Origin of the sequence: Methylomagnum ishizawai (genome assembly GCF_900155475.1) — a bacterium.
GTDB lineage: Bacteria > Pseudomonadota > Gammaproteobacteria > Methylococcales > Methylococcaceae > Methylomagnum > Methylomagnum ishizawai_A.
On record NZ_FXAM01000001.1, the window covers coordinates 2,435,514 to 2,460,077 of the forward strand.

A 24,564-nucleotide genomic window follows, 5' to 3' on the forward strand; every position below is an offset into this window, starting at 1 on the left:
GGCTATCCCGGACGCGGTTGGCACGACTTATGTCGGCATCCGCAAGAAAAGGCTTGCGCTCCCATGAAATCCCGTTATAATAAGCGCTCTTGATTGCAGGCGCGTAGCTCAGTTGGTTAGAGCACCACCTTGACATGGTGGGGGTCGTTGGTTCGAGTCCAATCGCGCCTACCAAACCCAGAAAAAAGCATCGCAAAGCGATGCTTTTTTTATTAGCGAGGTGATGAAACGATGCCCGTGATTACGCTGCCCGATGGCTCGACCCGGCACTACGACCGCGCCGTCACGCTATTGGAAGTCGCCGAATCCATCGGCCCCGGTCTCGCCAAGGCGGCCTTGGCCGGACGCATCGATGGCAAGTTGGTCGATCTGTCCCGTGTGATCGAGAACGACGCCCAAGTCGCTCTCGTGACCGGTAAAGACGCCGATGGCCTCGAAGTCATCCGCCATTCCACCGCCCACCTCCTGGCCCAGGCGGTCAAAGCGCTGTTCCCCACCGCGCAAGTCACCATCGGCCCTGTGGTCGATAACGGTTTCTACTACGACTTCGCCTACGAGCGCCCCTTCACCCCCGAAGACCTGGTCGCCATCGAAAAGGAGATGGAGGCACTGGCCGCCCAAGCCCTGCCGGTGCGGCGCCAAGTGATGCCGCGTGACGAAGCCGCCGAATTCTTCCTGAAGCAGGGCGAGGCTTACAAAGCCGAGATCATCCGCGATATTCCTGCGGACCAGGATATTTCGCTCTACGGCCAGGGCGATTTCATCGATCTGTGCCGCGGTCCCCATGTGCCGGATACCGGCAAACTCAAAGCCTTCAAGCTGATGAAGATCGCCGGAGCCTATTGGCGCGGCGATCCCAAGAACGAGATGCTGCAACGCATCTACGGCACGGCCTGGGCCGACAAGAAAGACCTCAAGGATTACCTGCACCGCCTGGAAGAAGCCGAGCGCCGCGACCATCGCAAGATCGGCAAGACCCTCGACTTGTTCCACTTGCAGGAAGAAGCGCCGGGCATGGTGTTCTGGCATCCCAAGGGCTGGGTGCTGTGGCAGGTGGTCGAGCAATACATGCGCTCGGTGTTCCGCACCAACGGCTACGAGGAAATCCGCACGCCCCTGGTCGTGTCCCGCACCCTGTGGGAAAAATCCGGCCACTGGGACAAGTTCCAATCCGAGATGTTCACCACGAACTCGGAAGAGCGCGACTACGCCATCAAGCCCATGAACTGCCCCTGCCATATCCAGGTGTACAACCAAGGCTTGAAGAGCTACCGCGATCTGCCCCTGCGCTTGGCCGAGTTCGGCGCTTGCCACCGCAACGAGTTGTCCGGCGTGCTGCACGGCCTCATGCGCGTGCGCGGCTTCACCCAGGACGACGCCCATATCTTCTGCGCCGAGACGCAAATCCAGGACGAGGTGTCCCGCTTCATCGACCTATTGCACAAGGTCTATGCCGATTTCGGCTTCGACAAGGTGTTGGTGAAACTCTCGACCCGTCCCGCCAAGCGTGTCGGTTCCGACGAAGTTTGGGACAAAGCCGAGGCCGCGCTGGAAACCGCCTTGAACAGCAAGGGTATCGCCTTCCAATTGCAGCCGGGCGAAGGCGCTTTCTATGGGCCGAAGATCGAATTCTCCTTGAGCGATTGCCTGGACCGGGTGTGGCAGTGCGGCACCATCCAGGTCGATTTCTCCATGCCGGAACGCCTGGGCGCGGCCTATGTGGCCGAAGACGGTGCCAAACATACCCCCGTGATGCTGCATCGGGCGATTTTGGGTTCGATGGAGCGTTTCATCGGTATTTTGATCGAGCATTTCGCGGGATATTTTCCCCTATGGCTCGCGCCCGTCCAAGCGGTGGTCATGAATATCACCGATAGCCAAGCCGGGTATGTCGAGGCATTGGCGGGTGAATTGGCCCGGCACGGCTTCCGGGTTGAAACCGACTTGAGAAATGAGAAGATCGGCTTTAAAATCCGCGAGCATTCCATGCAGCGCGTCCCTTATCTTCTCATTGTCGGCGATAAGGAAGTCGAGTCCCGCACCGTTTCCCTGCGTACCCAAAAAGGCAAGGACCTCGGCAGCTTCGAGTGGCCGGAGCTTATCCGTTTGCTCACCGAAGAGGCGGCGACCCGCGCTGTCGCTCAATAATCGTCTGTGGAGGATTAGGATATCACTGCCGAAAGAAAAGAACCGCGCCTGAACGACGAGATCATGGTCCCCAGTGTCCGTTTGATCGACTCGGAAGGCAACCAAGTCGGGGTCGTATCGATCAGGGAAGCCAAGCAAATGGCTTATGAGGCCGAATTGGACCTGGTGGAAATTTCACCCGGAGCCGAGCCTCCCGTTTGCCGCATCATGGATTACGGCAAGTTTCGCTTCGAGCAGAATAAAAAGCTGCAAGCCGCGAAGAAAAAGCAGAAGCAAATTCAGGTCAAGGAAGTTAAATTCCGCCCCGGTACCGACGAAGGCGACTATCAGGTCAAATTACGCAATCTCGTGCGTTTCTTGACCGAAGGCGATAAGGCCAAGGTAACCGTCAGGTTCCGCGGGCGCGAATTAAGCCATAAAGATTTGGGTATGGACCTGCTCAAACGGATCGAAACCGATTTGGTGGAGCATGCGGTGGTCGAGCAGTTCCCGAAAATGGAAGGCAAGCAGTTGAGTATGACGCTTGCGCCCAAACGCAAAAAATAACCCGACTTCAACCTGGAGACTATCATGCCAAAATTGAAAACCAATCGCGGCGCGGCCAAACGCTTCAAGAAAACCGCTTCCGGCGGTTTCAAGTGCAATCACTCGCACCGCCGCCACATCCTCACCAAGAAAAGCACCAAGCGTAAACGCCAATTGCGGGGGGCCAATATGGTCCACGATTCCGATGTCCGCGGCGTGGCCCGTCTGTTGCCACATAGCTGATTCCACTACGATTCGAGAGTAAGAGGTCTCCATGCCTAGAGTAAAACGGGGGGTAACCGCTAGAGCCCGCCATAAGAAGGTGCTCAAGCAAGCCAAGGGTTACTACGGCGCCCGTAGCCGCGTTTATCGCATCGCCAAGCAAGCCGTCATCAAGGCCGGCCAATATGCCTACCGCGACCGCAGACAGAGAAAGCGTCAGTTCCGCGCCCTGTGGATCGTCCGCATCAACGCGGCGGCCCGCGAGTTCGGCCTGTCCTACAGCCGCTTCATCGACGGCCTGAAAAAGGCTTCCGTCGAAATCGACCGCAAAGTGTTGGCGGATTTGGCCGTGCGCGACAAAGAAGCGTTCGGCGAGTTGGCCAAGATCGCCAAGGGTTAATACCCCAGCGTTCCCCGGCGGGAAGGGCGTTGCCATACGCTCTCTCCCGCGCTCGTTTATCCCCCACAAGTACTGAGCAAGGCGCCGTGATGACCCCTCTCGAAGATGTTCTCGCGCAGGCGCGCAAGGACTTGGCCGAGGCCGATACCCTCGTCAAGCTGGATCAAGTGCGGGTGCATTATCTCGGCAAGAAGGGCTTGTTCACCGAGCGCATGAAGGCTCTCGGCGGTATCCCGCCCGACCAACGCAAGGAGGCCGGTGCCCAGATCAACCGCGCCAAGGATGGTTTTGTCGCCGAACTGGAAGCCCATAAATCCTGGTTGGAACTTCGCGAACTTGAGCAACGCCTCGCCCGCGAAACCATCGACGTGACCCTCCCAGGTCGCGGCCAGCATACCGGCGGTCTGCATCCGGTCACTTTGACCCTGCGCCGCATTTCCGAATTATTCGCACAGGTGGGTTTTGAAATCGTCGAAGGCCCGGAAGTCGAGGACGATTACCATAACTTCGAGGCGCTCAACATCCCCGCTTCCCATCCAGCGCGGGCGATGCACGATACCTTCTATTTCGACGAGCATACCCTGCTGCGCACCCACACCTCGCCGGTGCAGGTGCGGATCATGGAATCGCGCCAGCCGCCGCTCCGGGTGATCGCCCCAGGGCGGGTTTACCGCTGCGATTCCGATTTGACCCATACCCCGATGTTCCATCAGGTCGAGGGCTTCCTGGTCGATGAGAACGTCAGCTTCGCCGATTTGCGCGGCATCCTGTACGACTTCCTCACCCTGTTCTTCGAGAAGGATGTAGAGGTCCGTTTCCGCCCGTCCTATTTCCCATTCACCGAACCGTCCGCCGAGGTCGATATCGAGTGCGTGATGTGCGGCGGTTCCGGTTGCCGGGTGTGCGGACAGACGGGCTGGCTGGAAGTGATGGGCTGCGGCATGATCCATCCCAAGGTGTTCGATTTCGTGCGTATCGACCCGGAACGCTACACCGGCTTCGCCTTCGGGTTGGGCGTGGAGCGCATGGCCATGCTGCGCTACGGCATCAACGACCTACGGCTGTTTTTCGAGAACGATCTCAAGTTCCTCGGACAGTTCGCGGCTTTCTAAGAAGAATTAAGGATACGGCTCTATGCGTTTCAGCGAAGCCTGGCTCCGGGCCTACGTCAATCCCCCCCTCGATACCGCGCAACTGGTCCATCAATTGACCATGGCCGGTTTGGAAGTCGATAGCGCCGAACCCGCCGCCGGTACTTTTTCCGGCGTGGTGGTGGCCGAAATCCTGGAAACCTCGCCCCATCCCCAGGCCGACCGCCTGAAGGTGTGCATTGTGGCGGCGGGTTTGCCCGAACCCCTGCAAATCGTTTGCGGTGCCCCGAATGCGCGGGCCGGGTTGCGGGCCCCGCTAGCAATGGAAGGCGCGGAATTGCCGGGTGGCCTCAAGATCAAGCGTTCCGCCCTGCGCGGCGTTGAATCCTGCGGCATGATGTGCTCGGCCAAGGAATTGGGCATCGACGAAAACGCCGCCGGACTTCTGGAGTTGCCCGCCGATGCCCCGGTTGGCACCAGCCTCCGCGAGTATCTGCAACTCGACGACACCCTGATCGAAGTCGATCTGACGCCCAACCGTGCCGATTGCCTCAGCGTCGAAGGTATCGCCCGCGAAGTCGCCCTGCTCAACGGCCTGGACCTGACTCCGCCGGAAACCGCCCCGGTTCCCGTGACCATTGGCGACACGCTGCCTGTCAGCTTGCCCGCGCCGGAAGCCTGTCCGCGTTACCTGGGCCGTATGATTAAAGGCGTGTCCCGCTCGGCGGAAACCCCGTTGTGGATGAAAGAACGCCTGCGCCGCTCGGGCTTGCGTTCGCTCGATGCTGTGGTCGATGTCACCAATTACATTCTGCTGGAACTGGGCCAGCCGCTCCACGCTTTCGATGCGGCCAAGCTTGAAGGTGGTATCCAGGCCCGCTATGCCCAACCGGGCGAAAAGCTGAGCCTCCTCAACGGCCAAACAGTTGAATTGCACGCCGATACCCTGGTCATCGCCGACGACCGCAAGGCGTTGGCTTTGGCTGGCATCATGGGCGGCAGCGAATCCGCCGTGGGCGAGACCACGGTCGATATCTTCCTCGAATGCGCCTTCTTCTCGCCCGCGCTGATCATGGGCAAGGCCCGCCGTTATGGGTTGGCGACCGATTCCTCGCACCGCTTCGAGCGCGGCGTCGATTTCGAGATGCAAGCCCGCGCCATCGAACGCGCCACCCGCTTGATCCTCGATATTGCGGGCGGTGAAGCCGGTCCGGTGGTCGAGGCTTCCGGTTCCGAACACCTGCCGAAGCGCGAACCCATCGCCCTGCGCTCCGCACGGATCAGCCGCTTGCTGGGGCTCACCATCGAACCGCCCAGGGTCAAGGACATCCTATCCCGCCTGGGTCTGAACCCGCAGGACACGGCGGAAGGCTGGTCGGTCACGCCGCCCGGTTTCCGCTTCGATATCGCCATCGAAGCCGATTTGATCGAGGAACTGGGCCGCGTCTACGGCTACGATGCTTTGCCGCGCCGCCAGCCGGTCATCCCGGCCGCGATGCGCCCGGTGTCCGAACATAGCTTGGCACTGGACCGGGTCAAGGACGTGTTGGTGGATCGCGGCTTCCAGGAAGCTATCACCTATAGCTTCGTCGATGACGCCCTGCAAAAGTTCGTCGAGCCCGAACTGCCCGGCCTCCCGCTCAAAAATCCGATTTCCGCCGAACTGGGCGTGATGCGCACCGGCCTCTGGGTCGGTTTGTTGGACGCGGCGCTCAAGAACGCCAACCGCCAGCAAACCCGCGTCCGTTTGTTCGAGACCGGCCTAAGGTTCATCCAGCGCCCCGAAGGACTCGACCAACGCAAATCCATCGCCGCCCTGGTCATGGGCACGGTGAACGCCGAGCAATGGGGTGAAAAGACCCAGCCGGTCGATTTTTACGATCTCAAGGCCGATGTCGAGGCGCTGGTCCGCTTGACGGGCCGCTCCGAGGCTTTGAGCTTCGCGGCGGGCAGTCATCCGGCCCTGCATCCCGGCCAAACCGCCGAAATCAAGCTGGATGGTGAATGCCTGGGTTGGATCGGCATGTTGCATCCCCGCTTGGAAAAACAACTCGGTTTCGAGCAGAACGTATTCCTGTTCCAACTGGACCAGGACATCCTGCTCCAACGCACCGTGCCCAAGTTCAAGCCGCTGTCGAGATTCCCGCAGACCCGCCGCGATATCGCCTTGATTGTCGAGGCCGGTTTGCCGGTGGACCGCTTAGTGGATTGCGCCCAAACCCACGGCGGCGATTTGCTGCGCGAAGTTTCGGTGTTCGACGTGTACCGGGGCCAGGGCGTGGAACCCGGTAAGAAAAGCGTGGCCTTGGCCTTGATCTGGCGCGACGACGCCGAAACCCTGACCGATGCCAAGGTCGATGCCGCTGTTGCCACGGTGGTGGAAGCCCTCGCTATCGCCCATGAAGCCAAATTGAGGGACTGAATCATGGCGCTCACCAAAGCGGATATGGTGGAACATTTGTCCACCGAACTCGGTATGAACAAGAAAGACGCCAAAGACCTGGTCGATCAATTTTTTGAGGAAGTCAAAGCCGCCTTGGCGCAGGGTCGTTCGGTCAAACTGTCGGGCTTCGGCAATTTCGACCTCCGCGACAAGAACCAGCGTCCCGGTCGCAATCCCAAGACCGGCGAGGAAATCCCCATCACCGCCCGCCGCGTGGTCACTTTCAAGCCGGGCCAGAAGCTCAAGGTCAAGGTCGAGGCGTTCGAGGAACTGAACCGGGGCCAGGAAGTCGCGGGCTGAATCATCACGGGGTGGCGGGGGGTCGGCGATGGTTTCCCATGGAAACGCTCATCCCGGTCACTCGCCACTTTTTTTGTCCGCGCCTTCCGGCGTGGAATAGCGGAGGTAGGCATATGATCCGAGCGGGCATCGTGGGCGGCACTGGTTATACCGGCGTGGAATTGCTGCGCATCCTGGCGACCCATCCCGAAGTCAAGATCGAAGCCGTGACCTCGCGTTCCGATGTGGGCAAGCGGGTGGACGCGGCCTACCCCAATCTGCGCGGCTTCGTGGACGCGGCGTTCGTCGAGCCGGGTGCCGAAGCCCTGGCCGGGTGCGATGTGGTGTTCTTCGCCACCCCGAACGGCACGGCCATGCGGATGGCCCCGGAACTCCTGGCCCGTGGCGTCAAGGTCATCGACCTCGCCGCCGATTTCCGCTTGCAAGACCCCGCTGTCTGGGCGCATTGGTATGGCGAGCCGCACGCCTGTCCCGAGTTATTGGCGGACGCCGTCTACGGCCTGCCTGAAGTCAACCGCGCGGCGATCCGGGAAGCCCGCTTGATCGCCTGTCCTGGCTGTTATCCGACTGCGGTGCAACTGGGCTTGCTGCCCTTGCTGGAAGCCGGTGTGATCGATCCGGGCCGTATCATCGCCGATGTGAAATCCGGGGTCAGCGGGGCTGGGCGCAAGGCCGAAATCCCCATCCTGATGAGCGAAACCGGCGAGAGTTTCAAAGCCTATGCGGTCCAGGGCCACCGCCATTGGCCGGAAATCAAGCAGGGTTTGGCGCTAATGGCCGGGACCACCGTTGGCCTGACCTTCGTGCCGCATTTGGTTCCCATGATCCGCGGCATCCATGCCACGCTGTACGCCGACCTCAAGGGCGATGCGGGCGATTGGCAAGCCTTGTTCGAGGCGCGTTATCGGGACGAGCCGTTCGTTGATGTGTTGCCCCAGGGTTCCCATCCCGACACCCGCAACGTGCGCGGCGTCAACCGTTGCCAGATCGCGGTGCATCGGCCTTTGGGCGGGAATACCGTCGTGGTGTTGTCGGTCATCGATAATCTGGTGAAGGGCGCGGCGGGGCAGGCGGTGCAGAATATGAACCTGATGTTCGGCTTGGCCGAGACGGCGGGCTTGTGGGCGGTGGGTTTATATCCCTGAACCTGAAAGTCCTGCCCAAATCCGGGATAATTCCAGCATTCAATTTCGTTCCGTCCCTATGGGGCGGGTTGCGGGGCTCATAATATTTGCTCCGCTGTGTTGCTTATTCCTCAATCATCTCCGCCTGTCCATGAACCGCCAAACCACCCTAGAAACCCTCTCCACCCTGCGCGATTACGTCCGCTACGCCGCCAGCCGCTTCGCCGAGGCGGGCCTGTTCTTCGGCCACGGCACCGCCGGACCTTTGGACGAAGCCGCCGCCTTGGTGTTGCACGCCTTGCGCTTGCCCTACGACTTGCCCGGCGGCTATTTCGAGGCCCGCTTGATTCCCGAGGAGCGGGAACGGGTCTATGCCTTGATCCAGCGGCGCATCAACGAACGCAAGCCCCTGGCCTACCTGACCCACGAAGCGCCGTTCGCTGGGCTGTCGTTCTATGTGGACGAACGGGTGTTGGTGCCGCGTTCGCCCATCGCCGAGTTGATCGAAAACCACTTCGCGCCCTGGCTGGAAGAGCCGGACGCCGTGACCGATATCCTCGATCTTTGCACCGGCAGCGGCTGCATCGCCATCGCCTGCGCCCACGCCTTCCACCAAGCGGCGGTCGATGCCGCCGATATTTCCCTGGACGCGCTGGAAGTGGCCCAGGTCAACATCGCCCGGCACGAGATGGAAGACCATGTGCGGGTGGTCGAGTCCGATGTTTATTCCGGGTTGGACGGCAAATGCTACGACATCATCGTCAGCAATCCGCCCTATGTGAACCGGGCCGAATGGCAAGCCTTGCCGCCCGAATTCCACGCCGAACCCAAACTGGGTCTCGAAAGCGGCGAGGATGGCCTGGATTGTGTGCGGCGCATCCTCAAGGATGCCCATCGCCATCTCAAGCCGGACGGTATTTTGGTGGTGGAGGTCGGGAGTTCCGCCGAAGCCTTGGCTGAGGCTTACCCGGAGGTGCCGTTCTGCTGGTTGGATTTCGAGCGCGGCGGGGATGGCGTGTTCTTGCTGACCGCCGAGCAAGTCGGGGAATACCACGAATTGTTCCGATAAGGCCGGGCGGCTGCCATGCGCGGGTTTTTGAACATCGGCCTTTGCCTGTTCCTGCTGTGCCTGTGGGGTTGCGGTCCATCCGCCAAGCTGCCGCCCTTGCCGGGCGAAGCCAAGGTGCTGGCTTTCGGCGATAGCCTGACCTATGGCACGGGGGCCGGTTCCGGCCAGAGTTATCCCGATGTGTTGGGGGGGATGATCGGTCGCGATATCATCAATGCCGGGATTCCGGGCGAAACCAGCGCCGAGGGCTTGGCCCGCCTGCCGGAACTCCTGGACGAATACCAGCCCGCGCTATTGCTCCTCTGCCATGGCGGCAACGATTTCCTCCGCAACCTGGGCGAAAAGGGCGCGGAGGACAATGTGAGGGCCATGGTCAAGCTGGCGCGGGAGCGTGGCGTCGATGTGGTGTTGATCGCGGTGCCCAGCTTCGGGCTGACCTTGTCGCCGCCCGATCTCTACGAACGCATCGCCGGGGAATTGGGCTTGCCTATCGAAACCGATACCCTGAGCCGGATCATCCGCGATCCGGGCCTCAAGTCGGATTCGGTGCATCCCAACGCGGCGGGTTATAAGTTGTTGGCGGAGGCGGTGGCGGGGCGTTTGAAGGCGGCGGGGGCGATTTAATCGTATGTGCGGGATGTTGATTCGCACGTATTCCGGCGTGGTCGAAGCCCAAGCGTTTTATAAAGGTATCCAGGAATAGTCCATATGTCAGGCAACACCCTAGGCCAACTCTTCACCGTCACCAGCTTCGGCGAAAGCCACGGTCCCGCCCTCGGCTGCATCGTCGATGGCTGTCCGCCCGGCCTGCCGCTGTCGGAGGCCGATTTGCAGGTCGAACTCGACCGCCGCAAACCCGGTACTTCGCGCCACACCACCCAGCGCCGCGAACCGGACGCAGTGAAAATCCTCTCCGGCGTGTTCGAGGGCAAGACCACCGGTACGCCCATCGGCCTCTTGATCGAGAACGTGGACCAGCGTTCCAAGGATTACGGCAATATCGCCGAGCAATTCCGGCCCGCCCACGCCGATTACACCTACCACATGAAATACGGCTTCCGCGATTACCGGGGCGGTGGGCGGTCCTCGGCGCGGGAAACCGCCCTGCGGGTGGCGGCGGGGGCCATCGCCAAGAAATATCTGCGGGAGCGCTTGGGCGTCGAAATCCGGGGTTATCTGGCCCAACTCGGTCCCATCAAGATGGGGCGCATCGTCTGGGAAGAGATCGGTAACAACCCGTTCTTCTGCCCGGACCCGGACCAAGTCGAGGCGCTGGAAAACTACATGGACGCCCTGCGCAAGGAGGGCGATTCCATCGGTGCCCGCATCAACGTGGTGGCGACCGGCGTGCCGCCCGGCTGGGGCGAACCCGTTTTCGACCGGCTGGATGCCGAACTGGCCTACGCCCTGATGAGCATCAACGCGGTGAAGGGCGTGGAGATCGGCGGCGGCTTCGGCTGCGTCGAAGCCAAGGGTACCCAGTTCCGCGACGAGATCACGCCGGAAGGCTTTCTCAGCAATCACGCGGGCGGCATCCTGGGCGGGATTTCCTCCGGGCAGGAGATTCTCGCCAGCATCGCCTTGAAGCCGACGTCCAGCCTGCGCTTGCCGGGGCGTTCGGTGAATGTGCGGGGCGAGCCGGTCGAGGTCGTCACCACCGGCCGCCACGATCCTTGCGTCGGTATCCGCGCCACGCCCATCGCCGAGGCCATGGTGGCCTTGGTGCTGATGGATCACTACTTGCGGCACCGCGCCCAGAATGGCGATGTCACGCCCGGACTGCGGCTCATCCCGCCGCAAGCCCCATAGACGCTCCCGCCACCGCCGGGCCGGGCCTGCCCTACGTCCGGCTGTCCGGCATCTATTTCTTCTATTTCTCCGCCTTGGGCGCGTTCCTGCCCTACTGGCCGCTGTATCTGGAAGGCATCGGTTTCGATCCCATCCAGATCGGCCAGATCATGGCGATTCCCGCCGCCACCAAGATCGTTTCCCCCAACCTCTGGGGCTGGCTGGCCGACCATACGGGTCGGACCCTGCGCTTGATCCGTTGGGCCGCGTTTTCCACTTTCGTGGCGTTCTGCGCCGTATTCTGGGTGCGCGATTATGCCGGGGTAGTTGGGGTAATGCTGGGCTTCAGCTTCTTTTGGAACGCCATCCTGCCTTTGTTCGAGACCATCACCCTGGGCCATCTCCACGGGCAGGCGCAGCGTTACAGCGGCATTCGGATGTGGGGTTCCATCGGTTTCATCGCCTGGGTGGCGGCGCTGGGCAAGGGGCTGGACGGGCCGTTCCCGGTCGCGTGTTTGCCGCAGGCGGTGGCGCTGCTGTTCGGGGCGCTGTGGCTGAATACCCTGGTGGTGCCGTCTTCCGGGCGCGAGAACCACGGCGAAGGCCAGGGCAGTTTGGCCGGTATCTTGAAGCGCCCGGATGTCATCGCCTTCTTCGTGGCCAATATGCTGTTGCAGGTCGCCCATGGACCGTATTACGTGTTCTTCTCGGTCTACCTGGAGGAACACGGCTTCGACGGGGCCGGGATCGGCCAGTTGTGGGCCTTGGGGGTGTTCGCCGAAATCGTCCTGTTCGCCGGGTTCCACCGGCTGCTGCGCCTCGCCAGTCCCCGCGCCATCCTGCTGGGCAGCCTCGCCCTGAGCGCGGCGCGGTGGCTGATGATCGCCTGGGGCGTGGACCATCTGGCTTGGTTGCTCATCGCCCAGGTGTTGCACGCGGCCAGTTTCGGGGCGGTCCACGCGGTCGCCATCCATTTGGTGCATGGCTATTTCCGGGGGCCGCACCATGGCAAGGGGCAGGCGCTCTATAGCAGCCTGAGCTTCGGGTTGGGCGGGGCGCTGGGCAGTTTCCTCAGCGGTTATGGCTGGGAGGATTGGGGACCGCGGGGGGTGTATACGGCGGCGGCGGGGTGTTGTTTGCTGGCTTTGGGGGTGGCTTGGCCTAGGGTGGGGCGGAGCGTGGCCTAGGCTTGGCGCAGGCGGGAGGCTAGTTCGCCGATGCGTCGTTGCGCCCGGACCAAACTAGGGGCGAGGGCGGCTGCGGATTGCGGGGACCAGTGTCCGCGGACGTACCGGCATAAGGCGTCGTTGTAGCCCAGCCCGACCTTGGCGGCGGCACCGGGCGTGGGCAGTAGGGCGGCCTTGAGTTCGCGGTTTTTGCAATGGCGTCGGATCAGCCTCAATAACTCCCCTTTGGGGTCGGATTCGTCTTCCGGGGTTTGGGTGATCTTGTCGATGGGGATGCCGGTATAGGCCGAGAAGGATTCGCGGTCGGCGAGCAGCCATGCTTCGGTTTCGCGCACCGCGATACGGAATAGCAGATTCGGGGAGAAGCGTTCCTTTCCGCGCCAAGCTTGGACCAAAGCGGAAGGGCAGGGATGGGCGTCCAGGTCGGTCAGGACCAACACGGGCAATGTGGAGCGGGCGATGTTGTTGAATGCCGCCATCCGCCGTTTGAGTTCTTGGTTGCCGCGAAGGGGGAAAGGCTGTTCGATTTCAAATGCGGGATCGATGCTCAGCAGGAGTTTTTCGGCGACAGCGATGGATAACTGATCCTCGGCGGCGAGATAAATCCCCGGCATTTCAGAACAGCTCCAATTGCTCCGCCTTGGGGGGGTGCGCCTTCGGCAGTAATACCTCGGCGATGGATAACCCGCTTTTGATGAGCTTCAATTCCCGTGGGTCGGGCGGACGGATGCTCGATCCTTCCGCATCTTGGGCCAATAACAAAACCCCCCTGCCGTCGATGCCCGGATTGCTCAACAAGGCTTCGCTGTGGGTGCTGATAAGAATCTGCCGCCGGTATTTGGCGGAGCGCTGAATCTTTTGGAAGATCAAGGGAATCCGTTCCACGATGGCGCTGTTCAAGGAAAGTTCGGGCTCTTCCAATAACAGCAGGGAATCCCCCTCGAACAGCGACCATAACAGGGCCAGGAGCCGCAAGGTGCCGTCTGAAAACTGGTCTTCGCGTTGCCATCCGGCGTTGGGGCGGTGGTGTTCGTAGCGGGCTTCGAGGTGTGGCCTTCCCGTGATTTCATCCGGCGTGTAGCGGATTTCCGCAAAGTGGGGCACGGCCGCTTGCAAGGCTTTGCCGATCTTCGCCAACCTGGAATCGCGGGCCTTGGCTTGGCATTTGGCGATGCGTTCCAAGAAGCCTTGGCCGAAAGGATCATCCTCCAGACGGTTGCCTCCGATCTTGTCGGCATGTTTGAGTAATTGCGGTACAAGGTGCAAATAATTCACCGCGCCGAAAAAATCTGCGATTTCTCGGAAATCGCGGTTGGCGTTGATTTGCTCAAGGAAGGTTTGGGTGAGCCGTGCCGAGTCTTTTTTATCTTTGGCGTCGGGGCGGCTGATCAGCGGTTTGTCTTCCGAACCGCGCCATACCTGCTCGGTGGTGATGGCGGGCCTTTGCGAACCTTTGCCTTCGCTCTTAAATCCGAGGATGTAACGCCATGTGGGCGATGCTGGGTCGGGGGAATCGCCCAAAGCGACTTCTATGCGGACTTCGCTATCTTGGCGGTGGTGCAGACAGCGTAATTTCGAGATGCCACCCCGGTCCCGGATCGCCTTTTGCAAGCCACCGCCTTCGGGCTTGCTGATATCCCTGAGAAACCGGAACACATCCAGGAAATTGGATTTGCCGGAGGCGTTAGGGCCGATGATATAGGTTTTGTCCCGCAGATACGCTTCGGCGTTTTTGAAGTTCCTCCAGTTTTTCAAAGCTACATGGTTAACGAACATCTCAAAATCCGGAGGGTTTCGGGGTTGGTATTTTCAGCAGCTTTGGGGCGGGTTTATACCACTCATCAAAACCACGGGTGGCGGAACGCTATTTATCCTTCAACAAATCCCGAATCTCGGTCAGCAGTTGAATATCGGCGGGCACAGGCGGCGGGGCTTCCGATTCTTCGCTGGCTTTTTTGCGGGAGGCCAGTTCCGCCAACTTGTTCATCGGCTTGACGATGATGAAGAACACCACGGACGCGGTGATCAGGAAGCTGACGCCGGCCCCGATGATGCTGCCGATATCCAGTTCGATCAGCTTGTTCACGGTGCGGGTGACGGGTTCGCCCGCCGCGTTCTTTTCCGTGACCTCGACCAGCTTGTTCATGATCGGGATGCTCAGCCTGGGCTGGGGACCGCCCCCGGCCAGGGCCAGGATGGGTTCGACGATGCCCTTGGTGAACGCCGTCACGATGCCGGTGAAGGCGGCCCCGATGATGACGCCGGTGGAGAGGTCGACGACATTGCCTTTCAGGATGAATTTTTTGAATTCTTCGAACATGGGAGGTTTCCTGGGGGTCCGTTGAGGGGGATGGCCGTTGGGCCGGGTTCAAGGGTGCCTCAAATCATCCCCAACTGCAATTTCGCCACTTCCGACATTCTGTCGCGGCTCCACGGCGGGTCGAACACCACTTCCACCCGCACATCGCCCACGCCCGGCAGGTTCTTCACCGCCGCCTCGGCGTCGTATTGCAGGACCGGCCCCATGCCGCAGCCCGGCGCGGTCAGGGTCATGAGGATATGCACGTCGTTCAGCCCGTCTTCCCGTGGCCGCACACCGCAGTGGTAGACCAAGCCCAGGTCCACGATATTGACCGGGATTTCCGGGTCGAAGATGGTCTTGAGGATTTCCCAGGCGTTGCGCTCCACGGTTCCGGGGTCGGTGCCGTTGGCGAGGTTGCCGAGGGCGGGCGGTTCCTTGCCCAGGGCGTCGGCGTCCTCGCCGGCGATGCGGACCATATAGCCCCATTCCGTCGTCACCGTGAAATTGCCGCCCAGGGATTGGTAAAGCGTGACGATGTGCCCGGCGGGCAGGGTGCCGGGCGTGCCTTCGGGGATGTTGACCACGTTCACTTCGCGTTGCAGCGCGATACTCTCGCGCCCGTAGCCATGGGTGTGACCGTACATAAGCGTTGCTCTCGATGTTTTTTACGGATTCGGGGCCAGCAGGGCGAGGATGCGCCCGGCGGCGGTGTCCGGCTGCGCCAGCGCTTCCGGGTGTTCGGCGGGATAGGCCGAGCGCCGGATCGGGCTGTGGAGCGGGCCGGGGGTGAAATAATGGACCTTGATTCCGTGGCCCTCGGTTTCGTCGGCGAGGATGCGGGCGTAGCCTTCGAGGCCGATTTTCGCTACGCCATAGCCGCCCCAATAGGCTTTGCCCGCGCCCACCGCCGAATCGCCCACGAAGACCGCCGTCCCCGCGCTGGCTTTGAGCAGGGGCAACAGTTCGCGGGTCATGATGGCGGGGGCGGTCAGGTTGACATGGAGCAGGCGTTGCCAGCGTTCGCCGGTGACATCGGCCAGGGGGCCGAGGCTGCCGAGTTCGGCGGCGCAATGCACCAGTCCGTGCAAAGCCCCGAGTTCGCGTTCCAAGGTGTCGGCCAGGTCGGCGTAGTCCTTTTCGGTGGCTCCGGCCAGGTCCAGCGGATAGAGGGCGGGTTGGGGACCACCGGCGGCGACGATGGCGTCGTAGAGCTTTTCCAACCGGGGGATGGCGCGGCTCAGTAGCACCACGGTCGCGCCGGCGCGGGCGCAAGCCTGGGCGGTCGCCGAACCCAGGGCGCCGGTGGCCCCGGTGACGAGGACGACGCGGTTGTGCAGGATCGTGGTCATGGCTGTGTTCCTCCGTCCAACCAAGCGAGCAGGTCCAGGGGCCGGTGGATATGGCCATCGGCTCCCCAGCCCAGGGGGTCGTCGTCCACCGCGATATAGCCGTACCAGGCCACCAAGGTGGTCATCCCGGCGCGGCGGCCCGCTTCCATATCTTTGGCGGCATCGCCGATATAGACACAGCGTTCCGGCGCCTGTCCCAGGCGGCGGCTGGCTTCCAGCAGGGGCAGGGGATGGGGCTTGCATTCGGCGGTGGTGTCGCCGCTGACGATGCAGGCGGTCCGCGCCGTGAGCCGGAGCGCCGCCGCCAACGGGTCGGTGAAGCGGCGGCGCTTGTTGGTGACGATGCCCCAGGGCAGGCCGCGGGCGTCCAATTCGGCCAGCACGGTATCCATGCCCTCGAACAATCCGGTCCGGTCGGCCAAATGGGTTTGATAAAGGTCCAGCATCCGCTGTAGCAAGGGTTCTCCCGCTGTCGCCACCGGACGGCCCAGGGCATGGCCCAGCATGGCCCGCGCCCCGCCCGAAATATAGGGTTTCACCGCCGCCGCCGCGCAAGGTGGCAAACCGGCCTCGGCCAGGGTGGTATTGAGGGCGAACACCAGGTCGGGTGCGGTATCCAGCAAGGTGCCGTCCAGGTCGAACAGCACGGCGGCGATCCCCGGCGCGGCGTTCATCGGTCTCATGCTTCCGGCTTGGCGAAGGCCGCCAGATAGTTCACGCCAATGTCGCGGCGGCTCAGGTTGAATTGCCGGGTCAGCGGGTTGTAGACGATGCCTTCGAGTCCTAAAAGGTCCAGCCCCGCTTCCCGCGCCCAGCGCCCGAGTTCCGACGGCTTGATGAAGGTGGAGAAATCATGGGTACCTTTGGGGATCATCTTGAGCAGGTATTCGGCACCGACGATGGCGAGCAGATAGGCTTTCAAGTTGCGGTTGAGGGTGGAGAAGAACACCCGCCCGCCCGGTTTCACCAGATCGGCGCAGGAGCGCACGATGGCGGCGGGATCGGGCACATGTTCCAGCATCTCCATGCAAGTGACGTGGTCGAAACCGCCCGGCTGCTCCCCGGCCAGCGCCTCGGCGCTGATGTGGCGGTAGTCCACGGCTAGCCCGGCGGCCTGGGCGTGTTGGGCCGCCACCGCCAAAAGCGCTTCGCCCAGGTCGATGCCTAGCGCTTCGGCCCCGGCCCGCGCCAAGCCTTCGGTCAGGATGCCGCCGCCGCAGCCCACGTCCACCACGCGCCGCCCAGCGAGTTCGGCCTGGGAACGGATGAATTGCAGGCGCAGCGGGTTCACCGCGTGCAGGGTTTTGAATTCGCCGGTGGCATCCCACCAGCGTTCGGCCAGTGCGCCGAATTTGTGGATTTCATGTTCGTGTACGTTGTCGGTCGGGGTCATGGGGTTTCCTTGAGGCTTGGAGGGCGACGCCTACGGCATCAGTTTTTGCCGCCAGTCCTGGGCGCGGCGGCAAATCTCGACGGCATCCAGCGTGGTCAACTCCCGCTTGTGCAATAGCCGTTTGCCCGCCACCCAGACATCCGTCACCTGATGGCGGCTGGCGGCGTAGACCAGGTCGGAAATGGGATTGTACAGCGGTTGGGTTTCGATGCCGTCCAAGCGGATCGCGGTGATATCGGCGGCCTTGCCCAGTTCCAGGGAGCCGGTTTCGCCATCGAGTCCCAGCGCCCTGGCCCCGTTCAGGGTCGCCATCCTCAGCGCGGTCGGGGCCGGGACCGCGCTGGCGTCGCCGGCCACGGCCTTGCCCAGCAGCGCCGCCATCCGCATTTCGCCCATTACATCCAGGTCGTTGTTGCTGGCCGCGCCGTCGGTGCCGATGGCGACATTGACCCCGGCCGCCACCAGCTTCGCCACCGGGCAGAAGCCGCTCGCCAGCTTGAGGTTGGATTCCGGGCAATGCGCCACGCTGGTCCCGCTGCGGGCGAGGAGGTCGATCTCCGCGTCGGTGAGTTGGGTCATATGCACGGCGACGAAACCGGGGCCGGGCAGGTCCAGCGCGGCCAATCTTTCCAGCGGGCGCACCCCGTGGCGCTGGAGGCTTTCCTCGATTTCCCCGGCGGTCTCGTGGACATGCATATGGATGGGCCGTTCCAATTCCGCGGCGAGCCGGCGCAGCCGGGACAAGGGTTCGTCGGAGACGGAATAGGGCGCGTGGGGCGCGAAGGCCACGCTGACCAGTGGATCGCCGTTCAAGGCTTCAAGCAATTCCAAGCCCTTGCTCAGATATTCGTCCGGTTCCGTGGCCCAGGCGCTGGGGAAATCCACCACGATCAGCCCCACCACCGCCCGCATCCCGCAAAGCGAGGCTTGCCGCGCCGTGATTTCCGGGAAGAAATACATGTCGTTGAAGCAGGTGATCCCGCCCCGGATCATCTCGGCCAGGGCCAAATCGGTGCCGTCGCGCACGAAATCCTCGTCCACCCAGCGCTGTTCCAGCGGCCAGATATGCTCGGTCAGCCATTCCATCAAGGGGCGGTCGTCGGCGACGCCCCGCAGCAGGGACATGGCGGCGTGGGTATGGGCGTTGACGAAGCCGGGGATCAGGGCGTGGTGGGGGAATTCCTCGGCGGCGGCGTCGGGATAGCGGGCGCGGGCCTCGGCGGTGGGCAGAAGGGCGGCGATGCGGCCTCCGGCCAGCCCCAGGCTGTGGTGTTCCAGTACCAGGCCGTCGGGTTCCACGGGGATGATCCAGCGCGCGCTCAGGAGGGTGTCGATGGGCATGGCATAACCTAGTATTTTAGTAGACTTTAGCACAGGCGGGTGGGGTCCGGCCTAGGGATGGAGCAACCAAGCCTCGGCGAAGGCTTCCTGTCCGGTCTTGAAGAATTCGATGGGGAAGGGCAGCAAGCCTTTGAGGAAGAACAGCAAAGCACCATCCCGCCATTTCAGGTCGCCGACGATGGCCAGCCGGTTCATGCGGCGCTGGAGGCGTTCGTCGTCGGGGTCGTCGTCCCAAGCCGCGAGGCTGTCCAGGTGGGTGAAGCCGGGTTCGAGGACCACGAGGACGTTGGCTTTGCCCAGCGGCGGCAGGGCGGCGATCACTTGGCGCTTGGTCGCGTCGGCTTCGCTGCGCGTCACCGTGCCGGAGGCCCGGACCAACATGAAGCCGGGCGGTTTGTGTTCCAAGGTCAGTGGCATGGGTGGGGAATGGGATGGGAACGAAGCCCGCATTATAACGCCGCCCTGGTCCGGTGGTGCCGGGAAGCGTGCCTGCCGGGCCAATGGTCGGCATTGCCAATTCCATCACGTTAATTCCGGTTTATATCGCTTGAGATAATTAGTATTTACTAATACCCTGGATTCCAGGGCATGGGCAAGGAGATGCGGGGGCGGTGGGTATCGCGTCGATTTGCCCGATGTCCGGCCGGACCGGCGCGGAAATCCACCGGCCGTCCACGTCACCACATTACTTCCCGACGGTATAAACCCATGAACAGCCTAGGATTATTACGCCCACGGCGCGGCCCGGCCCTGGCCGCGCTGGGATTTTTGCTCTGTGGTCCTTGGTTCGCGCAGGTCGCCACGGCGGCGGCGACGGCGACCACTTCCATCAACTCGACCAGCCAGAACAAGCCCAAGAAGCTCAACGCCGTGCCCCAGGCCGCCCAGCTCATCAATGGCAGCAAGGGCTACCGGGTGTTGGCGACCAATGATCTGGGGATGCATTGCTCCGATCTCGATTACCGGATCGCGGCCATCCTGCCGCCCTACAACTCGGTGCATTCGCAGGTCGTGCGCATCGGCAGTTCCAGCGCCAGCCCACCCCGGTTGCTCGACGCCACCGCCATCGACCTGTATTACTCGGCAGTGGCCAATCCCCAGGAACCCTTGCTGGCGGGCGGTGCGTACACCCCGCCGCCGGGTTACGAGAATCCCCCGGCCGGGACTACGGCGGTGTTCAAGGGTAATTTCTGGGCCTGTCAATCGGGCGCGGCTACTTGCGCCGCGACCGCCACCAATGCCTACAAAGCCTATAACCCGTTCTATCCGGTGGGCATCCTGGGCCTGTTCAAGCTGATGCCGGATTACGGCCTACCCACGCCGGATGTCGAGCGGCTCTATCTGGGCGATGGCCAATTGACGGCGGACCAATCGGCGATGCCGGGGCAAAGCGGGCCGATGACGGCCAACGCGCCACAGAAGTTTGGCCGTTATAACCAGAGCTATCCGGTGTTCAAGGATTTCCCGTTCGGCTATGTCGCCCAGCCGGGTTGGTTCTCGGCGGAGGGTATTCCTATCACCAACTGGGACGATGGTGGGCGGCTCAACGCCTATCCGCTGCTGCGGGTGCAGGCCGTGGCCAAGGGCGCTTTGCCTACCGACGCGGCCAACCTGCTGGCGAGCCTGGATACCGTCGCCCCGGTGTCGGGCGAGGCCAATTGCCGGAGTTGCCATACCGACGGGGCGGCGGCCAATGGCGGCCTGGGCGGCAATGGCGTCGCCACCGTGGGCTTGGCCCAGGTGTTCAGCGCCGCCGACGACCCCAAGTTCGGCAAACTGCCCCTGGCCGTCAGCGTGGAATATGCCGCCGACAAGAATATCGTCAGCCTGCATGACCAGCGCGAAGGCGCGAAATACATCAATTCGGCCACCGGCAAAGCCGCGCCCTGCGATGCCGCGCATCCGGGCAATTGCTTGATTAAAAAGACCCCGGTCGCCTGCCAGACCTGTCATTACACCCCCGCCCTGGACCTGGCCCAGGTCGGCCCGCTGGGACCGGGTGCCAGCGCCAACGGTCGCCAACAAACGCTGCATGAATCCATGTCGCGGGTGATGCACGGTTTCCACGGTGCCCTGGCCGACGGCCACGGGGCCAAACTCATCCCCGACATGCCCGCGCCCGGCCAGCGCACCCCCCAGCAAACCCAGGCTTTGCTGCAACAGACCTGCTATACCTGCCATCCGGGTAATAACACCAAATGCCTGCGCGGGGTCATGGCCGAGAACAACGTGGTCTGCCAGGATTGCCACGGCGGCATGGCGCAGATCGGCGAGGATTTCTCGAAAGGAGTGTCGCGCAGCCATCCGGGCGCGTTCACGCTGGATGGGAGCCTGCGCGTGCCCTGGGCCGACGAACCCGGTTGCGGGTCCTGCCATACCGGCGACGCGCTCAGCAACCTCGCCAAGGCCGCGGATACGGTGAAATCCGCCGACGGCATCAATCTGGCCCAGGCCTACCGGGTCGGGGACGCCTCCGCCAAACCCATCGTGCCGGGCAACGATGCCCTGGGCGTGGTCGGCGTCAACGGCAATAAGCGCTTCGCCGAGCCGGTGGCTGCGACCGCCCTGGGCGCGAAGCCGATGTTGTACCGCTTCAGTACCGGCCATGGCGGCGTCTATTGCCAGGGTTGCCATGGCAGCACCCATGCCGAGTGGTCGAACACCGCGCTCAATGACAACGACGATGTGCCCTCGGCCCAGTTGCAAGGTCATACCGGGCCTATCGTCGAATGCTCGACCTGCCATAAGAACGACCTCGGCATCACCTTGAATGGGCCGCATGGGATGCACCCGGTGGGTGCGAGCCGCTTCGTCCAGGGCGGGCACGAGGATTACGCCGAGCATCATCTCAACGAGTGCCGGGCCTGCCATGGCACCGACCTCAAGGGCACGGCCTTGTCCAAGGCCCAGGCCGAGCGGACCCTGAAAGTGGAAGATCGCACGGTCAAGATCGCCAAGGGCCAGGCCGTGGCTTGCAATACCTGCCACGAAATGCCCGGCCACTGAGTTTCGCTGTGTTGGCCCCGCCCGTCTTCGATGGGCGGGGCTTTTTTTATGCCGCTGTCCCGTGTTGCCTTGCCCTGTTGTCCCCGAACGCCTACGATCCGGGCGGCTTTTCCACCGAACCCGACCCGGAACCCCGCATGGATATCTCCCCGAACCCGCACGCCCATCCGCCCAACCGCCAAACCCTCTATGTCCTCGTGGCCTTGCTGCTGGGGGTGGTGGCGGGCGAAATCCTCAACCTGGGCCTGGGCGCGGACAGTCCCGCGCTCGCCGCCCTCGTCGGCGGCTGCGGGGTCGTCACCGATATTTTCATGCGGCTCATCAAGATGATCATTGCGCCCCTGGTGTTCGCCACCCTGGTGGTGGGTATGGCGAAGATGGGCGATGGCAAGGCGGTCGGGCGCATCGGCGGTAAGGCTATCCTATGGTTCTTCTCGGCTTCCTTGCTCAGCCTGGTGCTGGGGATGATGTTGGTGAACCTGTTCGATCCGGGCGCGGCCTTGCATTTGGAGCCGCCGCCCGCCGGGACCGACACCGGCTTGGCCAAGACCGCGCCGAGCTTCGGCAATTTCGTCGCCCATATCTTCCCCAAGAGCATCGCCGAGGCCATGGCCCAGAACGAAATCTTGCAAATCGTGGTGTTCTCGGTGTTTTTCGGGGTGGCCGCCGCCCAGTTGGAGGAACTGGCCCTGCCCATGGTCAAGACCCTGGACGCCCTGGGCCATATCATGCTCAAGATGACCGGCTATGTGATGCGCTTCGCGCCGGTGGCGGTGTTCGCCGCCATGGTCGCCGTCATCGCCAAACAGGGCTTGGGGGTGTTGGCGACCTATGGCTTGTTGATCGGCGAGTTCTATCTCGGTTTGTTTTTGCTGTGGGGCGTGCTGGGCTTGGCGGGATATCTATGCCTGGGGCGGCGGGTGCTGTCCTTGGTGCGGCATATCCGCGAGCCGATGCTGTTGGCCTTCGGCACCGCCAGCAGCGAGGCGGCCTATCCCATGCTGCTGCGGCAGCTGGAGCGCTTCGGCTGCGAGGAGCGGGTGTGCGGCTTCGTGCTGCCCCTGGGTTATTCCTTCAACCTGGACGGCAGCATGATGTACATGACCTTCGCGGTCTTGTTCATCGCCGGGGCTTATGGGATCGAGATGCCGCTGGCCGACCAGTTGTTGATGCTGCTGGTGCTGTTGTTCACCAGCAAGGGCGTGGCGGGGGTGCCGAGGGCGTCCTTGATCGTGATTTCGGCCACGCTGTCGATGTTCCATATTCCCGAGGCGGGGGTGTTGCTCCTGCTCGGGATCGACCAGTTGTTGGACATGGGGCGCAGCGCCACCAATGTGCTGGGGAATAGCGTGGCGGCGGCGGTGGTGAGTCGGTGGGAGAAGGCATTGCGCTGAGCGATAAGCGGGCTCTGGCGCTTGGAATTCGCCGTATACCCCAACCGAAAACGCGCTGGATTTTATCAAGCCGTGTGATCGGGTCTGGATAATATATGTTTGAACATCGGGAGCTATGCCCATGCAGCAATGGATTTTCCTGGCAGTGGCCATCGTTAGCGAAGTGGTCGCCACCTCGGCGCTCAAGGCCACCGAGGGCTTCACCCGTTTATGGCCTTCGTTGATCGTGGCCTTTGGATACGTGCTGGCTTTTTTCTTCCTGTCGCTCACGCTGAAAACCCTTCCGGTGGGCGTGGCCTACGCCGTTTGGTCCGGTGTGGGAACCGCGCTGGTGGTGTTGATCGGATGGGCTTGCCTGGGGCAGGCGCTCGATATTCCCGCCATGATCGGTTTGCTATTGATCGTGGCGGGCGTCGTCGTCCTCAATTTCTCCAAGACGGTTTCCCATGCCTGATGGCCCCGCTTACGCTTCCGGCTTCTTCTTCCCGCCGAACACCCGCGCCAAGCCGCCCATTGCTACCACCGCCCCGGCCAGGATGATCTTGGCGAACTTGGCGAAGAATAACCCCGCCAGCGCCAACAACCCCAACTTCTTGGCCGCGACCCCCGCCACCAGGGCGGCGAGGCCGTATTCCGCGACCTTATCGGTGTCGGGCTGGAAATCGGCATAGCGCTTGCCCGCGTCGAAGTCCAGCGAGGCCAGCATATTGCGGGAGACGGGCTTGAGCCGCTCGATACTGGCGAGGTCGGTCACGAGGTTGAGGCTGATATAGCCCTCGCGGCCCAACATCAGGGTGTTGTAATTCACCCCGCTGGGTTGGTCGCTACCGGCCAGTTGGCTCGATAGCGACCACACCAGCCGGTGGGTTTCGGGATCGTACTGGGGGGCTTCCACCCAACCGGCGACAGTAATTTCCGGCAAGCCCCGCGTCCGCCGTTCCTCGTTGGCGCTGGCCGTGCCCTTACGGATTTCTTCCAAGAGGGCGTCGGCCTTCCAATCCTTGGCCTCGTCGTCCTTGATATAGCCCGCCGGGTTGAAACTCACCACGATGAACCAGGGGGCGTCCTGCTCGCGGGCGGGGAAGATCATGCCCTGCACAGGGTCCGCGCCGGGATTGCCCATGGCCACCAACAATTGGCGGGCGGGTTCGGCGGGCACGAAGTGATAGCCCGAGGGCAGTTGCAACACCGCCTGCCCGGCGATGGCGACATCGGTCGGTCCTTTGAGGGTGGCCGCGTCCACCGCCTGGAACGCGGTTTCCAGTTGGGAGCGGGTGGTTTCCGGGAGTTCGGGGGCGGCTTGGGCCGTGGCCGTGGCCAACACGGCCAGGAGCAATAACCACGGGGCCGGGCGGCGGAAGCTATTCATGCGGATTCCTTGGGGTTGGGGGAAAGCGACTTGGGCATCAATATCGGCGAGGTCCAGCGCCGATGGGCTGACACAAGTCGTGCGGCGCGGCGGAAGGTGGGGCAAATGGGACA

25 protein-coding genes and 1 tRNA gene are annotated in these 24,564 nt (G+C 62.7%); 16 read left to right on the plus strand and 10 right to left on the minus strand.

Going from position 1 to position 24,564, the window contains the following annotated elements:
- The first annotated feature begins 97 nt into the window (after nucleotides 1–97).
- From B9N93_RS10800 to B9N93_RS10860, 13 genes are all read left to right on the plus strand, one after another.
- A tRNA-Val gene (locus tag B9N93_RS10800) sits at nucleotides 98–174 on the plus strand.
- Between the two features lie 57 nt (nucleotides 175–231).
- The gene (gene thrS, locus B9N93_RS10805) at nucleotides 232–2,148 is read left to right on the plus strand and encodes a threonine--tRNA ligase (RefSeq protein WP_085213505.1); all 1,917 of its coding nucleotides are present in this window, start codon (nucleotides 232–234) and stop codon (nucleotides 2,146–2,148) included.
- A 21-nt stretch (nucleotides 2,149–2,169) separates the two neighbouring features.
- Complete coding sequence (gene infC / locus B9N93_RS10810; protein WP_176225368.1) at nucleotides 2,170–2,694, plus strand: translation initiation factor IF-3; 525 nt, start codon at nucleotides 2,170–2,172, stop codon at nucleotides 2,692–2,694.
- A gap of 24 nt (nucleotides 2,695–2,718) precedes the next feature.
- Complete coding sequence (gene rpmI / locus B9N93_RS10815; RefSeq protein WP_085213507.1) at nucleotides 2,719–2,916, plus strand: 50S ribosomal protein L35; 198 nt, start codon at nucleotides 2,719–2,721, stop codon at nucleotides 2,914–2,916.
- Between the two features lie 31 nt (nucleotides 2,917–2,947).
- Entirely contained in the window at nucleotides 2,948–3,295 is a 348-nt protein-coding gene (gene rplT / locus B9N93_RS10820) for a 50S ribosomal protein L20 (protein ID WP_085213509.1), read from the plus strand.
- 89 nt (nucleotides 3,296–3,384) lie between these two features.
- A complete protein-coding gene (pheS, locus tag B9N93_RS10825) occupies nucleotides 3,385–4,407 on the plus strand; it encodes a phenylalanine--tRNA ligase subunit alpha (RefSeq protein ID WP_085213511.1) in 1,023 nt (340 codons plus the stop codon).
- Between the two features lie 22 nt (nucleotides 4,408–4,429).
- A complete protein-coding gene (gene pheT, locus B9N93_RS10830) occupies nucleotides 4,430–6,808 on the plus strand; it encodes a phenylalanine--tRNA ligase subunit beta (RefSeq protein WP_085213513.1) in 2,379 nt (792 codons plus the stop codon).
- 3 nt (nucleotides 6,809–6,811) lie between these two features.
- Nucleotides 6,812–7,129: an integration host factor subunit alpha gene (locus B9N93_RS10835; protein ID WP_085213515.1), complete on the plus strand. Its 318-nt coding sequence runs from the start codon at nucleotides 6,812–6,814 to the stop codon at nucleotides 7,127–7,129.
- Nucleotides 7,130–7,242: 113 nt separating this feature from the next.
- Entirely contained in the window at nucleotides 7,243–8,274 is a 1,032-nt protein-coding gene (gene argC, locus B9N93_RS10840; protein ID WP_085213517.1) for an N-acetyl-gamma-glutamyl-phosphate reductase, read from the plus strand.
- Nucleotides 8,275–8,404: 130 nt separating this feature from the next.
- Nucleotides 8,405–9,322 (plus strand): 50S ribosomal protein L3 N(5)-glutamine methyltransferase, encoded by a 918-nt coding sequence (gene prmB / locus B9N93_RS10845; protein WP_176225226.1) that lies wholly within the window; start codon nucleotides 8,405–8,407, stop codon nucleotides 9,320–9,322.
- 15 nt (nucleotides 9,323–9,337) lie between these two features.
- Nucleotides 9,338–9,946 carry an arylesterase gene (locus B9N93_RS10850; protein ID WP_085213519.1) on the plus strand — a complete coding sequence of 203 codons (609 nt, stop codon included), beginning with the start codon at nucleotides 9,338–9,340 and terminating at the stop codon, nucleotides 9,944–9,946.
- 84 nt (nucleotides 9,947–10,030) lie between these two features.
- The gene (gene aroC / locus B9N93_RS10855) at nucleotides 10,031–11,131 is read left to right on the plus strand and encodes a chorismate synthase (RefSeq protein WP_085213521.1); all 1,101 of its coding nucleotides are present in this window, start codon (nucleotides 10,031–10,033) and stop codon (nucleotides 11,129–11,131) included.
- 41 nt (nucleotides 11,132–11,172) lie between these two features.
- Nucleotides 11,173–12,297 (plus strand): MFS transporter, encoded by a 1,125-nt coding sequence (locus tag B9N93_RS10860; protein ID WP_368655827.1) that lies wholly within the window; start codon nucleotides 11,173–11,175, stop codon nucleotides 12,295–12,297.
- On the opposite strand, the gene B9N93_RS10865 is transcribed toward B9N93_RS10860, so the two are convergent.
- From B9N93_RS10865 to B9N93_RS10905, 9 genes are all read right to left on the minus strand, one after another.
- Nucleotides 12,294–12,911, minus strand: a complete 618-nt coding sequence (locus B9N93_RS10865) for a DUF4276 family protein (RefSeq protein WP_085213524.1) — start codon at nucleotides 12,909–12,911, stop codon at nucleotides 12,294–12,296. The genes B9N93_RS10860 and B9N93_RS10865 overlap by 4 nt on opposite strands.
- A gap of 1 nt (nucleotide 12,912) precedes the next feature.
- On the minus strand, nucleotides 12,913–14,073 hold the full coding sequence (locus B9N93_RS10870; protein WP_085213528.1) for an AAA family ATPase: 1,161 nt from the start codon (nucleotides 14,071–14,073) through the stop codon (nucleotides 12,913–12,915).
- Nucleotides 14,074–14,161: 88 nt separating this feature from the next.
- The gene (gene mscL, locus B9N93_RS10875) at nucleotides 14,162–14,617 is read right to left on the minus strand and encodes a large conductance mechanosensitive channel protein MscL (RefSeq protein ID WP_085213530.1); all 456 of its coding nucleotides are present in this window, start codon (nucleotides 14,615–14,617) and stop codon (nucleotides 14,162–14,164) included.
- 59 nt (nucleotides 14,618–14,676) lie between these two features.
- The gene (gene sufT, locus B9N93_RS10880; protein ID WP_085213532.1) at nucleotides 14,677–15,243 is read right to left on the minus strand and encodes a putative Fe-S cluster assembly protein SufT; all 567 of its coding nucleotides are present in this window, start codon (nucleotides 15,241–15,243) and stop codon (nucleotides 14,677–14,679) included.
- A 21-nt stretch (nucleotides 15,244–15,264) separates the two neighbouring features.
- Nucleotides 15,265–15,948 carry an SDR family NAD(P)-dependent oxidoreductase gene (locus tag B9N93_RS10885; RefSeq protein ID WP_085213534.1) on the minus strand — a complete coding sequence of 228 codons (684 nt, stop codon included), beginning with the start codon at nucleotides 15,946–15,948 and terminating at the stop codon, nucleotides 15,265–15,267.
- Nucleotides 15,945–16,631 (minus strand): HAD family hydrolase, encoded by a 687-nt coding sequence (locus B9N93_RS10890; protein ID WP_254899376.1) that lies wholly within the window; start codon nucleotides 16,629–16,631, stop codon nucleotides 15,945–15,947. Before B9N93_RS10890 ends, B9N93_RS10885 begins: the two co-directional genes overlap by 4 nt.
- Nucleotides 16,628–17,341: a bifunctional 2-polyprenyl-6-hydroxyphenol methylase/3-demethylubiquinol 3-O-methyltransferase UbiG gene (gene ubiG, locus B9N93_RS10895; protein WP_085213539.1), complete on the minus strand. Its 714-nt coding sequence runs from the start codon at nucleotides 17,339–17,341 to the stop codon at nucleotides 16,628–16,630. The genes B9N93_RS10890 and ubiG overlap by 4 nt, the downstream gene beginning before the upstream one ends.
- A 30-nt stretch (nucleotides 17,342–17,371) precedes the next feature.
- A complete protein-coding gene (locus B9N93_RS10900; RefSeq protein WP_085213541.1) occupies nucleotides 17,372–18,682 on the minus strand; it encodes a TRZ/ATZ family hydrolase in 1,311 nt (436 codons plus the stop codon).
- A gap of 51 nt (nucleotides 18,683–18,733) precedes the next feature.
- Nucleotides 18,734–19,099 carry a SpoIIAA family protein gene (locus B9N93_RS10905; protein ID WP_176225227.1) on the minus strand — a complete coding sequence of 122 codons (366 nt, stop codon included), beginning with the start codon at nucleotides 19,097–19,099 and terminating at the stop codon, nucleotides 18,734–18,736.
- Nucleotides 19,100–19,390: 291 nt separating this feature from the next.
- On the opposite strand from B9N93_RS10905, the gene B9N93_RS26000 reads away from it, so the two are divergent.
- From B9N93_RS26000 to B9N93_RS10920, 3 genes are all read left to right on the plus strand, one after another.
- Nucleotides 19,391–21,688, plus strand: a complete 2,298-nt coding sequence (locus B9N93_RS26000) for a cytochrome C (RefSeq protein WP_217807292.1) — start codon at nucleotides 19,391–19,393, stop codon at nucleotides 21,686–21,688.
- A gap of 77 nt (nucleotides 21,689–21,765) precedes the next feature.
- Nucleotides 21,766–23,082: a dicarboxylate/amino acid:cation symporter gene (locus B9N93_RS10915; protein WP_254899377.1), complete on the plus strand. Its 1,317-nt coding sequence runs from the start codon at nucleotides 21,766–21,768 to the stop codon at nucleotides 23,080–23,082.
- A 121-nt stretch (nucleotides 23,083–23,203) separates the two neighbouring features.
- Nucleotides 23,204–23,536 (plus strand): DMT family transporter, encoded by a 333-nt coding sequence (locus B9N93_RS10920; protein ID WP_085213545.1) that lies wholly within the window; start codon nucleotides 23,204–23,206, stop codon nucleotides 23,534–23,536.
- 9 nt (nucleotides 23,537–23,545) lie between these two features.
- Here B9N93_RS10920 and B9N93_RS10925 read toward each other — a convergent pair whose 3' ends face one another.
- Nucleotides 23,546–24,451, minus strand: a complete 906-nt coding sequence (locus B9N93_RS10925) for a DUF2167 domain-containing protein (RefSeq protein ID WP_085213547.1) — start codon at nucleotides 24,449–24,451, stop codon at nucleotides 23,546–23,548.
- Nucleotides 24,452–24,564 lie beyond the last annotated feature (113 nt).